This is a genomic window from Gottfriedia sp. S16(2024) (assembly GCF_050473765.1).
Lineage (GTDB): Bacteria > Bacillota > Bacilli > Bacillales > Bacillaceae_G > Gottfriedia.
In genome coordinates this window covers 2,661,639-2,676,201 of sequence record NZ_JBFLUO010000001.1, presented here as the reverse complement: position 1 = coordinate 2,676,201, position 14,563 = coordinate 2,661,639, and the positions used below count along the sequence as shown (strand labels likewise).

The 14,563-nt window shown below is 34.2% G+C and carries 11 protein-coding genes; 3 read left to right on the top strand and 8 right to left on the bottom strand.

What is annotated here, in order from left to right; genetic code table 11:
* Positions 1-14: 14 nt before the first annotated feature.
* The 4 genes from AB1282_RS12505 to AB1282_RS12490 form a co-directional block, all read right to left on the bottom strand.
* Positions 15-1,352, bottom strand: a complete 1,338-nt coding sequence (locus AB1282_RS12505; RefSeq protein WP_429899213.1) for an NAD(P)-dependent oxidoreductase — start codon at positions 1,350-1,352, stop codon at positions 15-17.
* 307 nt (positions 1,353-1,659) lie between these two features.
* Positions 1,660-2,229 carry a TVP38/TMEM64 family protein gene (locus AB1282_RS12500; protein WP_056473861.1) on the bottom strand — a complete coding sequence of 190 codons (570 nt, stop codon included), beginning with the start codon at positions 2,227-2,229 and terminating at the stop codon, positions 1,660-1,662.
* A gap of 214 nt (positions 2,230-2,443) precedes the next feature.
* The gene (locus tag AB1282_RS12495) at positions 2,444-3,133 is read right to left on the bottom strand and encodes a zinc metallopeptidase (protein WP_429899211.1); all 690 of its coding nucleotides are present in this window, start codon (positions 3,131-3,133) and stop codon (positions 2,444-2,446) included.
* A 15-nt stretch (positions 3,134-3,148) separates the two neighbouring features.
* Complete coding sequence (locus tag AB1282_RS12490) at positions 3,149-3,559, bottom strand: MerR family transcriptional regulator (protein ID WP_429901131.1); 411 nt, start codon at positions 3,557-3,559, stop codon at positions 3,149-3,151.
* Between the two features lie 197 nt (positions 3,560-3,756).
* On the opposite strand from AB1282_RS12490, the gene AB1282_RS12485 reads away from it, so the two are divergent.
* The 3 genes from AB1282_RS12485 to AB1282_RS12475 are packed head-to-tail and all read left to right on the top strand — an operon-like array spanning position 3,757 to position 7,435.
* Positions 3,757-5,196 carry a spore germination protein gene (locus AB1282_RS12485; protein WP_429899210.1) on the top strand — a complete coding sequence of 480 codons (1,440 nt, stop codon included), beginning with the start codon at positions 3,757-3,759 and terminating at the stop codon, positions 5,194-5,196.
* Positions 5,193-6,290, top strand: a complete 1,098-nt coding sequence (locus tag AB1282_RS12480) for a GerAB/ArcD/ProY family transporter (protein WP_429899209.1) — start codon at positions 5,193-5,195, stop codon at positions 6,288-6,290. The genes AB1282_RS12485 and AB1282_RS12480 overlap by 4 nt, the downstream gene beginning before the upstream one ends.
* Positions 6,287-7,435 carry a Ger(x)C family spore germination C-terminal domain-containing protein gene (locus tag AB1282_RS12475; RefSeq protein WP_429899208.1) on the top strand — a complete coding sequence of 383 codons (1,149 nt, stop codon included), beginning with the start codon at positions 6,287-6,289 and terminating at the stop codon, positions 7,433-7,435. Before AB1282_RS12480 ends, AB1282_RS12475 begins: the two co-directional genes overlap by 4 nt.
* Positions 7,436-7,589: 154 nt before the next feature.
* Here AB1282_RS12475 and AB1282_RS12470 read toward each other — a convergent pair whose 3' ends face one another.
* The 4 genes from AB1282_RS12470 to AB1282_RS12455 form a co-directional block, all read right to left on the bottom strand.
* Positions 7,590-8,621, bottom strand: coding sequence for an NlpC/P60 family protein (locus AB1282_RS12470; protein ID WP_429899207.1), 1,032 nt, complete (start codon positions 8,619-8,621; stop codon positions 7,590-7,592).
* A gap of 21 nt (positions 8,622-8,642) precedes the next feature.
* A complete protein-coding gene (locus tag AB1282_RS12465) occupies positions 8,643-9,728 on the bottom strand; it encodes a dipeptide epimerase (RefSeq protein ID WP_429899205.1) in 1,086 nt (361 codons plus the stop codon).
* Positions 9,729-9,876: 148 nt separating this feature from the next.
* Positions 9,877-10,194 (bottom strand): DUF3870 domain-containing protein, encoded by a 318-nt coding sequence (locus AB1282_RS12460; protein ID WP_335411695.1) that lies wholly within the window; start codon positions 10,192-10,194, stop codon positions 9,877-9,879.
* Positions 10,195-10,528: 334 nt separating this feature from the next.
* Positions 10,529-14,119 carry a bifunctional 2',3'-cyclic-nucleotide 2'-phosphodiesterase/3'-nucleotidase gene (locus AB1282_RS12455; RefSeq protein ID WP_429899204.1) on the bottom strand — a complete coding sequence of 1,197 codons (3,591 nt, stop codon included), beginning with the start codon at positions 14,117-14,119 and terminating at the stop codon, positions 10,529-10,531.
* Between the last annotated feature and the right edge of the window lie 444 nt (positions 14,120-14,563).

Below are 14,563 nucleotides of genomic sequence, written 5' to 3'. Positions count from 1 at the left end.
AAGAAAACCTCCTTTTAAGTGTTTAACTGTTTATGAATCGCATAAGCTACTTCTTTTCCCTGTTGTGCTGCAGTCACTACCATTGCTTCACCTTGCCCTTTTCCAAAAATGACATCACCACACGCAAAAACTTTAGGATTAGACGTCTGAAAAGATTCTTGGTTAATTTTTACAACGCCATCTCTGTGTTCTAAATCAAATTGTTCGATTAATTCTGTATAGCGAGTTTGCCCAATCGCTTTTATGACTCCATCTACCGGTATCGTGAAATTGGAATCGGGGATAAGTACAGGCCTGCGACGACCGTCTTTTCCAACTTCACCTAATTCTAATCGAACACATTCAAGTGCAATTACTTTTCCGTTTTCACCAATTATTCGTATTGGTAATGTCAGCCATCGGAATTCCACTCCATCTTGCTTGGCAAAATCATATTCAAATTGGTAAGCACTCATTTCTGATTGTGTCCTACGATATAATATTTTGACATTGCCTGCGCCTAAACGAACAGAACAAGTCGCAGCATCAATTGCAGTATTGCCCGCTCCTATTACAGCAATGTTTTTACCTATAAAACGATTTGATAACTCTCCTTTTTTTGTCTCTTTTACAAAATCAATCGCATCGTATACTCCGTCCAAATCCTCTCCCGCAATATCTAGCATCGGAACTTTTCCCATACCTATAGCCAGAACGACCATGTCATAGTTTGCTAATAATTCATCTGAAGAAATATCCGAACCGACTCTAGTATTCGTTTGAATTTTGACATCCAACTTTTCAATTTGTTGGACTTCCCAGCTTGATATACTCTTTGGTAGTCGGAACGAAACGATACCATATCGATTTAATCCTCCTGCATGATTTTCCGCTTCAAAAATCGTTACATCGTAGCCAAGCAATGCAAGTTCACGAGCAGCTGCTAAGCCAGAAGGACCACTACCAATGATTGCAACTGTTTTTCCGTTCTTTTTTCCAGCCTTAAATAATACTTGATTATTTTTTATCGCCCAATCAGTTGCATATCGTTGTAAATTGCCAATCATGATCGGTTTAGTAGAATGATTTAGTACGCATGCACCTTCGCACAGTTCTTCTGTAGGACAAACCCTAGCACAGCTTGCTCCAATAGGATTAGATGACATAATCGTTTTAGCAGATCCTTTTAAATTACCTGAACCAATTTTCTTTATAAACGTAGGAATGTCAATCCCAGTTGGACATGCTTTAATACATGGGGCATCATAGCAATAAAGACATCGATGTGCCTCTTCAAATGCTTCTCGTTCTGATAACCCAGGATGTACTTCTTCAAAGTTCTTCGATAAATTCTCTAACGAAACTCTATTCACTAACAACACCCTCCTATTAGGCTACAAATTTACTTTTTAAGAAAGCGGATTATACAATTCATTTTCTTATACATCAGTAGTCCCTTAAATAAAGTCGTTTTCAATTAAGAAGAATTACTTACTTTCTTTCTTAAAAAGGTAAAGCTTTTTCTAAAATTGAGGTATTTCAATATATGATTAAAAAAATTAATTTAGACATGTTTATGTAAAGGGTTGTCAGTGTTTAATTAATGAGTTTTAAAGCTTTTGATTTAGAAGCTAAAAAAGCTCAAACCCTTATATTAGGTTTGAGCTTTTTTACATTTTTCTAAAATTTATTCTTCACAAAAACATTAGATCGTTTTCTATAAAAATAGATCAACAAGACGATAATTAACAGCGCTAAAATGACTTTACCGAATAAAGTGAACTCTAAAACTTGATTAACAGAATACGATTCAAATAATACGACGGGTAGCTTACCAATCAAACTTGCTAACATAAAACTTGACCATGTGATTTTTCCAAAGGCTGCAAACAAAGTAATCAAACTAGATGGAATAAAAGGAATAAAACGCAGAACTAACACCCCGTAAAAAGCTTCTTTTCCTTCTAGTCTTAATAACCTATTTAAACCTTTAAATTTAGTTGATTTACTAATAAATCTTTTTTGTAAACCCTTTCTATACAATATGAAAGATACGAATGTACCTAATAATTCACCTATGAAAGAGATTAAAAATCCACCAGTAAAACCGAATAATTTAATATTGATTGCTGTCAAAAACCAAGCTGGTATAATACCAACAATACTAATTAGAACATTAATTAAAATACTAAGTATCGCAGCATAGTCTTTGTATGTATTTAAAAAATGTTCAATTGCAGAAAGTGTCATAATTTTCCCCCATTTTTTTTAACCACTTAATTGTACAACATTTAGTATGATAAAAAAGCTAAGGTTCCAAAAATACATAAATCTTCCATAAATTAAAACCTATTTACTATTTTAGACATTGAAATTTTAAACATACTAACCAATTTAAATTTAATTTTTCAAACAAAAAAAGATGACTTCGAATGCTACTCGAAATCATCTGTTTGATTATTATTTACTCTTCTTCAGTTTGTCCTTGGAAGAAGATAAATAAATATTTTACTAATTCTAAAACTGAAATTAAGGTTGCCGCTAAATACGTAAGAGCAGCAGCCCCTAATACTTTATTTACACCTTTTCTGTCTGTATCATGGATGATACCACTTGCTAACATTAATTTCTTTGCTCGTGAACTAGCATTATACTCAACTGGTAAAGTGATCAGTTGAAATGCTACTGCTATAGAAAATAGTAAAATCCCTACTCCAATTAGAGAAAATGCTTGAAGTAAAAATCCTGCTAGTAGTAGTAATGGTGCTGCACCCGATGCAATGTTAACGATTGGGAAGATTCGATGACGAAGTGTTAAAAATCCATATGAAGTATCATGTTGTATAGCATGACCTACTTCGTGTGCTGCAACTGATACAGATGCAATTGATCTACCATAGTATACTTCCTCAGATAAGCGAACTGTTCTTGCCATCGGATCATAATGATCAGATAATCGCCCAGGCACTACTTCCACCGGTACGTTAGGTAAATTATTATTGTTTAATATGTGTCTTGCTACTTCAGCTCCGGTTAATCCTCCTGATGCTGGTACTTCAGCCCAGTGATTAAAACTAGATTTCACTTTAAATTGAGCCCAAATCGAAAAACCGAAGGCAATAATAATAAGGAAATCCATATGGTGAAAAAACATTTACATTCTCTCCTTTTAAAGAATAAATGACAATAACGTCTGAATTAATTCTGATGTTTGTGACGTTAATTGACGGATAATATTTAGCTTTTGTTCTTCAGTTAAATTTTCTAGTAAATATTTTAATTGTGACAATTCTGTCTTCAGCTGACTCATATGAATCGTTACTTCTTCAGTTAGTGGCAAGATACTCTGGTCCTCTATCAAAGTTTTTTTCTTATCTAAAATCTCTTTTATTTCTTGGAGTGGTAAGTGCATTGATTTGCATTGCTCAATAAATTTTAAAGTTTCTAAAGAAGCTTCATCATAAAAACGATGCCCAGATTCTGAACGGTTTGGTTCAAGTAATCCTAGGTTTGTATAATAATCAATTGTGCGCTTAGACACTCCGACTTCTTTTGCTAATTCTCCAATTTTATAGACAATCCCAATGGTCTCACACTCCTTCTATTTGTATTATATGTGATTCTAATAAAAACGTACAGTGGAACGTTCTATTGTTCAAATTTAAATCTAAATATTTTAAAAAAACTGAAAATATCTACATTTTTAAGGACAGAATAGTAAAGGAAACAATGGGAAAAATAGGGTAAAATTACCAAACGTAGAAATGAGGAGTATCAATGATAGCTGACCGAGATTTAGATAAAAATGAAAAATCGCTTCGGGAATTGCTATTTAATAGTTCTGACTTTAAATCAAGTGATTTCGGAAGCAATGACCGACGTTACCGTTTATTCTATTTGGATACTATGATCGATGATAATTCGGTGCAAGAATTTATTATTCGTCCTTTGCTTAACAATACAAATGTCAGTGTACGTGAAGCTGTTTCAATTCTCGATTACATTGAAACGGAACTCCTATCCGTTGCTTCAAATGCGCTAATTGAAGGTAAATCAGTCGTTCAAATTGATGGGGAATCCAAGTTCTATTTACTTAGAACCGAGCTAGTTAAAGAACGCTCAGTAAACGTTCCAATGAATGAACGGGTTTTACGTGGATCACACAAAGCATTCAATGAAAATCTGAATACGAATTTAAATATTATACGAAACCTTGTTGCTACTCCAGATCTTGTCGTTAAGACTTTTCAAGTTGGACGTAGGTCGAATACAAAAGTTGCTATACTTTATTTACAATCCCTTGCGAATGATGTTGTTTTACAGGAATTTGAACGTAGAATTGCTAATGTTGATATAGATTATATTGAAGCGCCAGGATTTTTCCCAGAACTAATACAAGATAATAAATTCTCTCTATTTCCAAAAACGCTCATAACGGAAAGACCAGACCGAGTAACATCTTACTTAATGGATGGAAAAATTGGTTTTTTAACCGATGGTGCGCCAGAATGTGCATTTGTTCCAATTTCGTTTTGGGCATTTTTTCAAAGTCCAGATGATTACCAAGTTAGTTGGTTATTCGGTAGCGTATTAAGATTTCTCCGTATTCTCTGTTTTATTTTTGCAATTAGTTTGCCTGGAATTTATGTTGCACTTGTGACATTCGATCCTAGAATTCTCCCATTAGAAATTGCACTAACCCTACAAAGCTCTATGCAATACGTCGCTATGCCACCTGTATTAGAAGCAATCACAATGCTAGCCATACTTGAGGTCTTAAAAGAGGCGACTGTTCGTTTACCCAATCCAATTGGTCAGACGATCGGTGTCGTCGGTGGTATCGTTATTGGAACAGTCGTTGTTCAATCCAATCTAATTTCAAATATGATGGTAATTATTATAGCACTTACCGGGATTGCTTCATTCATTATACCTTCATATGAAATGAGTAATACTGCTCGCTTATTAACTTTTCCTTTTATCGTCATGGCTGCAGTTTTTGGCTTAATCGGATTGGAAATATCATATTTAATGGTTTTAACACATTTATCCCGGATGAATACATTTGGAATTCCGTATTTTTACAATTGGTTTAACGGCGATACAATTAAAGATACGATTTTTAGAGCACCGATTAGGAACATGAAAAAACGTCCAATAGAAAGCTTAGCAAAAGATGAAATAAGAATAAGTAATCCAAAGGGGGAGAATGAGTGATTCAATTAAAGAAGATTTCTATTAATCAACTTATTTGCCTTGTTATTTTGAATCAAGTAGGAGTCAGTATTTTATCGATCCCTCATACAGAATCTTTAATAGCAGGATATGACTCATGGATGTCCATCATTCTTGGAGGTCTTATTGCTCAATTTGCTATCCTGATTGTGTACTTCCTAGGAAAAACTTATCCTGATCGCTCGTTTCAACAGTATATTCCCTCAATAATTGGAAAACCGTTAGGAACAATCATTATCTTACTATTTGCAGTTTACAGTGCAGAATCCTGTTTAATGCTTATAGTTTCCTATACAGATGTCATAAATCGCTGGTTGTTATTTGAAACACCCTGGTTTATGCTTATTGGATTAATGGTCATTGTATCTGGCTACATAGCTTCCTCTTCACTTCGATCAATCGCAACTATTACGCAGTCGATCATGAGCATGTTTCTAGTCGGTTTTATTATTATATTTATTAGTGGTTTCGGTAAAGGGGATTTACGTCATTTTTTACCAATTGGTACACATGGCATTGGTCCTATTATTAAAGGAGCGATTCCTGCATTTTGGACGTATGCTGGATACGAGCTTCTTTTAATCGTATTTCCTTTTGTACAGTGTAAAAAAAAGAAGGATATTTTAATCGCTATGTCAGTAGCAAACGGTGTAACGACTTTCTTTTACACTTTTATCACTTTTATAGCAACATACAATTTTAGTGAAAAACAATTAAATCTCATTCCCGAACCGCTGGTCTTTATTCTTCGTAAATTCAGATGGCCAATCGTTCAAAGCCTAGATATTTTATTTATCACAGTCTGGTTGTCTGTGACCTTAGTGACAGCATATATTTACTTATTTTTGTCTGCGCGTTATTTTGCTTTTCTTGGTAAAAAAGAAATCCAAAACCATCCACTTTTAGTATGGATGATCGCCATTGTTTGCTTTGTAGCCGGAGTTTCCTTCTCAAGTCGACATTTCCTTTCCAGTTTTGCCGAGTATCACAATATTACAACGGGAATTATGGTTATTGGATTACCGACACTGCTTCTACTAATATCTTTTGTAAAACAAAAGGTGGCTAGCAAATGAAAAAAGCCTTAATTTTACTACTTTTTTTGCCATTATTGACAGGATGTTGGGATCGGCTAGATTTGAAAAAGCTACAATTAGTAGATGTAAACGGTTTTGATTTGAATGAAAAAACCGGTGAAGTAGGAGCTTTATTTCTCATTACGAAGCTTAAAAGTACTGGACAAGGTACTGGGGAGCCTGTTTCGGTTGTAAATGAGCTTAAAGGACCGTCATTAGCAGAAGCAATTGGTGAATGGGAATTTACTAATCAGAATCCTTTTATAGGAATTAGTACTAGAGTTTATTTAATCAGTAAAACCTTCGCATTAGATGATTCTGTTTCAGAACTTGATTTCTTACTTGATGCGCCCTATTCATCTATAAACACTCCTTTGGTTGTAATAAATGGAAATCTCTCGAAAGTATTTGAAGCTGCTACAGATCCAAAAAAAGAGTTCTCGAAAGATCTGAATGACTTTATTATCTCGATGGAGAAGAACAGAACTATTCCAACAGTCTCCATGATGAATTTTATTCAATCAAAGGATGATCCGTTATGCGATTTAGCGCTACCTATGTTAAGTCCAAAAGATTCAGCGTTGGAATTAAGTGGTGCCGTATTATATCGTAATGGTATTCCTACTGGAAAAACACTTGATCGAGATCAAGTAAAACTGATGATGTTATTAGAGGGTGGAAATACCGGAAGACAAAGATTTACTGGTAACTTGATAAGGTTTACTGGAAATTTATCAGCCAAAAATGGTAAAAAAGCAGATCCCGATATTGCGAATAAAAATAATTACGGATTTACAGTTAAAAGAAACTTTTCAAAAATAATTGTTACCAATGAGAAAAATAAATTACCAAAAATCGAGGTAAATGTAAAATTACAAGTTAGTGCTTTTGAACTTGGTAAAGAAACTCATAAGAAAAAGTCAGATTACGTTCATATGGAAAAAGTTCTCAGTAAACATTTTGAAAATAATGCAATGGAAATAATTAAAACTATGCAATCTGCAAATTCAGATGTACTGGGTATTGGTAATGAAATAAGAGCATTTCATCCAAAAGTTTGGGAGTCTTTAAACTGGAGAAAAGATTATCCAAAAATGATCATTAAACCAAAGATTGATATCAATATACTTAATACTAACTCGTAGTTTTAAGCAAATTTCACTGCGAGAATACTCCCCCTGCACGATTGCGGGACTTTTATTATTGAACAGTAGAAACATGCGATGATAAAAAAACCATGAACAAGTGAAGGTTCATGGTTTTCAACTTTTCTTTATCAATACAAAACTATTTATTTAATTATTCTTCCCAATAGCGACGAGCACCTGAAAATTCTTCAATATAGCCAGGCGTGTTTAATGGGATAATTTCAACATTTCTAGCAGCGTTAGGCGCCTGAATCATTAAACCATCACCGATATACATTGCAACGTGATGTACTGATCCAGTTCCATTGTTACTCGCAAAGAATAAAAGGTCACCAGGTTGAATCTCATCTTTTTTAACTTCTATACCGCTCTTAGATTGAGGTCCTGAATCTCGGGGAATTGTTATACCATATGACTTAAATAAGCTATATGTAAATCCAGAGCAATCAAATCCAAATCCCGATACACCAGCCCATAAGTAGCGTAAACCAAGGAACTTCTTTGCAGTATTAATTAAATTTTCTGGAGTTGCCTTAGGAAACTGATTTTCATTTTGATAAACTGCCACGTCTTCTTTTTTAATAAATTTATTTCCATCATCTGGTGTTGCAACCATTACAACATCCCCAAAGTCTTTAATAACAGGTAATCGCGTATTAAAGCTAATCTCCATAAACTTATGATTTAAGGCTTTTCCATCATACAACCAAGCCGTTTGGCTAGATACCATAATAAATGGGGTATCCTTATAATTCTCTAAACGATCATCCGTCGTTAATTGTCTTTTCGGCATCCAACCAGGATAACCTAATGTATTACGTGGTGTAGGCTGACCATCTACAGCAACCTTCACCCAGTCACCAGATTCCTCTAAAATGGTTACTTTTGTACCGTATACGGCTTGTGTTTCAAGATAACTTGTTAGCCAACGTCGAGTTTCAGTATCTTCCATATTAGCTGACCATTGACGCGGATCAACTGGATTGCTTAAAGACGGCGCATCAATATCTCTAACTTGGAATCTACCGTTTGTCGTCCACTGAGTTGAAACAGACACATCAACGTAGGCTGTCTCACCTGGAGTAAGTTCTTCTTGCGATTTTGCAAAAGATTGGCCTGTCATTGTGGAAAGTAATGTACCTGCAACACATAAACTTAAAATTAAATTTTTTGTCTTTTTCATTGTAAAACTCCTCTCCCTATTTTAACGAAGACTTTTAGATAATCTTCGGTGAATCCCTAGTCCAGGTAGGGTCGGTAAATGTACTTCATCCCCATTAAACTCAATTCCATCAAAATCTTGATTCTTCAACCAAAGTGGCGCATCCAAATCGATTTTTTGAATATTCGGATGGGCGGTAGCTATATGTGCTGCCGCAAGTACTGAGACCGAAGTTTCCATCATACTACCAATCATGCAAGGAATATTCGCTCTTTCTGCAATATCTGCAATTTGCAGTGCTCTTCTAATTCCCCCTGTCTTCATTAATTTAATATTTAAAAGATCAACTGCATCCTCTTTAATTAGTCGTAATGCGTCTTGCGGAGAAAAAAGACTTTCATCGGCCATGATTGGTGTATTTACGTTTTGTTTAACAAATTTCAGTCCATCAATATCACCTGCAGGAACTGGTTGCTCAATTAGCTCTATTTTCGCATTCAACTGCTCTAATTCTTTGATAATCGCAACGGCTTGTCTTGGCGTCCATCCTTGGTTGGCATCTACTCGGATCGTGACATCATTACCGACTTTTTCACGTATTGCCATAATTCGTTCAATATCCCTTGTCCAGTCTTTTCCGACTTTGATTTTCAAAATAGAAAAGCCGTCCTTGATTATTTGCAACGCATCATGACACATTTCATCCACTGTTCCTACACTAACGGTCATATCGTTTTTTAATTGATTTGTCTTACCCCCAAGATATTGATAGAGTGGAAGATTAAGATGTTGGCATAATGCATCATACAGTGCAATTTCCATAGCTGCCTTCGCACTTGTATTAGCCACGCAAGAGCGTTCAATCAATAGAGAGAGTTCATTCATATTTCGAATATCTCTGCCTAATAGCAGTGGTTTAAGGACCGTCTTTAAAATCGCTTCAATACTTTCTTTGGATTCTCCTGTAATAGCCAATGTAGGTGCTGCAGCCCCTACTCCGACGATTCCATCCTCAAGTTGGACATATACAAAAATGTTCTCTATTTCGGTAGCTGTCCTAAGAGCTGTTTTAAATGGCTTTTTTAAAGGGAAAACTTCTGTTTGCACTTGTATGGATTGAATAATCATCGTTTTCGTCCTTTCCTATTAGATTAAAGTTAGTTCCAAGACCTCTAAGTGTCTCAAAATCTTGTATTAAATAAAAAATCCAGCTATTAGAAAGGGAGTATCCCTGCTAATAGCTGGATTTCATCTACGAAAATAGATAAAGCAGCGTTTAAGATTCGATTATTTGAGTGTATTTTATATGTGCATTTTTAAAGGCAACAGCCAGAGCTTTCTGAGAAGAACCAAAATAACGTGTATTAATTTCTTGTATTACCCCATCCACGTCTGACATTGATTGTCCAACGAATAAGTGCTTTACAAAGGATGAAGTTAAAGAAATTGTAGCTGAACAATCTGCGTCAATAATTAAATGACTTGTCCGATCGACTACCAAACCAATAAAAAATGCATTATATTTCTGCATAATCGGATTATTGGATGAAGTCTTTGCATCCCCAATAATGTAAATAGTGTCTTTATTGTACAAATTATTTCCTCCCGCAAAACAGGTATTCCGTGCAAAACTCCAACCGATGAGGAAAGAATTGGCAACGGCATATGTATTCGCTTACAGTTTATATTAATATACGAAACTAATTTTGACAATATTTTATGAATATTCTGTTTTAACAAAGGTACTTGTGAACTATATTGATACACTTACTTTTTTACTAGAAATAGGTTTTCATTTGGCTTTTTCTTAAATTAATTTAAGGGTACTACTAGCTAAAAAAAATATATACAGCATTTTGTGGATTGAATCTAAAAAAAATCTCATTCTAATAGCAGAATGAGATTTTTTTAATAAGTCACTTGATATGTTAATTTACTTTTTGAATTCTTCCTTCAACTTCATAATTGAAAGGTCTTGGAAGTGATTTAACATAATCTACAGTCGCTTGTAAATCTTCTGGTCCTACTTCTAAATCAGTCGAACGTTCGCCAATACCATATTTTACATTTCCGTACATATAATTGTTAACTACAACTGAATATTCTTTGTTCGGATCAATTTTACTACCGTTTGGTAAAAGGATGTCTACTACTTTTCTAGTTGATGAATCCCAAGTATATTTAAATCCAGCGATGTGGAAATCTAAGCCCTTATCGGTAATTTGATTATTTAATACTGTTTCAATATCTTGACCACTAAGCATTACTTTATTTAATACATTACCAAAGGGCTGAATTGCGAATAAATCACCAAATGTAACTTGACCAGCGTCAAGTTGTGATCGAACTCCGCCACCGTTCATCATTGCGAAGTCAGCATTCATTGATGCTTTCATTCCATCTGCAATTAAGTTACCTAGTGCAAAATCGCCATAAGTATCAGAAGATGGATATCCTTTTGGTAAAGATTGCATTGAGTCACCAATAATCTCAGCTTTAATTGGCATAATTAAATCTTCATATTTTTTCATGATCGCTGAAACTGTCGGATCTGGTGTATAGTCTTTTTGATAAACTGTTACTACTTCTGCTTCCTTCTTAACAACATCACCAGTTACTGCATCTAATTCTAAATCTACATCAGAAAATGCAGAACCATATGAATAAGCTTGTACGATTAATTTATTATCAACTTCTTTATTATTAAATACATGATTATGAGCAGCAAAAATAACATCTACTTCATCATCAACTTTTTCAGCAATATCAGTTGCATCATATAAATCTGCTTTACCTGTTTGAAGAGTAGGGTTATGTGCTAATACTACGATTGCTTTAATTCCTTGTTTTTTTAGAATATCCGTATAATGGTTAATTGCTTCAACTTCATCACGAATTTCAAGCGTTTCATTTCCTTTTCGAACAATCATATTAGGAGTTTCTTGCGTTACTACTCCGATGAAACCAATCTTTTTACCGCCCACTTCTTTAATTGTGTATGGCTGAGTAATTAATTCTCCTGTTGCAGAATCATATGCATTGGCAGCTATCACTGGAAAGTTCATTCCGTCATAGCCTTTTGTACCTTTAGGATGTTCTCCACCATTAATCATACGCTTTAATTCAGCTATACCTTCATCAAACTCGTGATTTCCTACTGTTCCTACATCAAAACCCATTGCTTCCATCACTTCAACTGTTGGTTCATCCTGGAACAACGCAGAAATCAGTGGGCTACCACCAATCATATCACCAGCGTGAACTAGTAATGTATTCGGATTAGTTGCTTCATGTTGTTTCATTGCAGCAGCTGTGTATTCCATGCTTCCAGCTAAAACTTCTTGTCCATTCAGCATAACTTTTGTATCCGTATCAAGCTGACCATGTAGATCATTTAAGCCTAATAATTGAACTTTAATATTCTCTTTAGGAGCAGTGCCTAAATCTAATTTAAAAATTCCAAAGCCTGCATTATCCGTTTTATTTGTAAACGCAATATTACTATTAGGCTCTATAAATTCTTCCGCTCTTGGTGAAGACGTAAACGTTACATTTACTTTCCCACTAATTGGTGCAATCGACCAATTATTATCTGCAGTTGGTGTAATTGTTTTTGATTCAGAAATGTAATCCATTAAGATTTGACGATTTTCATCAGCAGAATCTACAACAAGTTCGCTTCCTTTAACACCTGGGAAATTACCACCGCCACCAGCACGGTAGTTATTTGTTACAACGATGAATTCTTGATTTAAATCTATTGGTTGTCCATTATAAGTTAAATTGATTACACGACTTGAATTACGATTAACAAGATTTCCGTTTAGATCATACTTTGCAGGCTTTGTTACATCAATTTGATAGTTAACTCCGTCAATTACGTCAAAGTTATAAACAGGGAACGCTGGATTTAATAATGCTTGTTCTTCTGTTTTATTTGGATCAATTTGATTATATTTTCCAGCAGTCATTTCAATCCATTCTTTAACAACGGAACCTTTTACTTTAATTGCTTTTAACGTATTATCATAAAGATAAAGATCGCCTGCACTTCTAATTGTAAGATCGCCTTTTCTAATCTCAGTATATTCAGCTACACCATTACGGCCAGCTTTGAATGGAGCTCCTACAGATAAAATTGGTAATTCTTTATATTCTGGTTTCTTTTCAGCAATATATTTTTCTACAAACCATTTTTGTGCATTTGTAACTACTTGAATCGATGGATCATCTTGTATTAATGAAAAATAACTATGAATATCATCAGTAGTTGTTCCAATTGGTGTATTTACATATTTAACAGTTGCATCATGATTTGGTTTGACAGCATTTACGATATCTTGATCCGCAACTACAGTACTTTCTGTTATTGTTTTACCAGTAGTTGGATCCTTCACATCAGCCCAAATTTCTCTAGTTGAAGCCTGGGAATTTACTACTGACCATTTTCCTTTTTCTTTTTTAAGTGTTAAGTCAATTAATCCTAATGAACCACCACCGTATCCCGCTTGAACTGCAGGTACACCATTAATTGTTCCTTTCGAATTATCGACACCTGGTAATGGCTTTTTATCTGCCCCTAAAAATAATGCATCCAGTGTAGCTTCTGATTTTGCTGGAAATACCTTATGTGTATGAGAAAACGTAATTGCATCAATACCAGGTACTTCACTTAATGAATAAATTACATCTTCTGTATTTTCTTTATTCGCATTAAAGCCTGAATGAGTCATTGCAACAATTACGTCTGCACCGTCTTTTCTCATTTCAGGTATGAATTTTTTAGCTGTTTCTACTATATTTTTAGTGATAACTTTTCCATCAAGATTTGCCTTGTCCCACTCACTAATTTGAGGTGGTACAAATCCAATAAAGCCGATTTTAATTTCTTGCATCTTTCCTTGTTCATCAATCACTTTTTTCTTAATAATTTTATAAGGATTAAATTTGTTCTTATCATTATTAGGATTTTTATCGTGATCATCTACGTAAACGTTTGCATTAATGTACGGAAAATCAGCATCATTATATGCTTCGTTTAAAAAGTCTAATCCATAGTTAAATTCATGATTACCTAAAGTTGCAATATCATAACCCATTATGTTCATTGCTTTAAATACAGGATGAACTTCTCCTTTTTTTAATGGGTCAATTTTTGCTTCATAAGTTCCAAGTGGTGTACCTTGTATTAAATCCCCATTATCGACTAAAACATTATTTTGAATTTCTTTTCGAGCTTCCTTTACTAAAGTTGCAGTCTTAGCTAACCCAACTTTTTCATAAGCTGCATCCTTGTAGTAATCATAGTTTAGTAAATTTGTATGGATATCTGTCGTTTCCATAATTCGGAAATTCACTAAATCCTTATCAGCTTTATTCTTATTCGATGCAAGTACGTTTACAGGCACATCCTCTTTTGGTGCTGCATAGGCCTGCGTACTCACAACTGACATACCTACTAAAGATAATGCCAATGAAAATGACAACGCTTTCGAAATTGTACGATTCTTTCTCCCCATTAAAATTCCCCTTATATCTTTTATTAGGCTGTGATTAAAAATCAAACCCAAAGACTATTATAAAATTAAAATAAGTTAAAATATATTTAATTATACTTAAACTAAGTTAACCATTTCTTAATGAACTCATAAATGAATTTAGATCTTTTAGCCTATATTGTTGATGTTTCGAAAACAAAATCTCTATCAATGGCAGCAAAGAATCTACATATTTCATCGTCCTTTTTATGTCGGATGTGTTCGAAATGAGTATCCTCTTCTTTCAGTAGCAGATAAAATGTATATAAATGAGTTAAAAAATGAATTTAATCGTAGGAATATTAATTAGCAAGCAATAGCTAAATAGGAAATGGCTATTACTTTAGTTCTGATCAAAAATACAATTTAAAAAGCTGATTGATAGTGCTAAAAGTACCTTTAATCGTATAAGACTAAATAGATTGT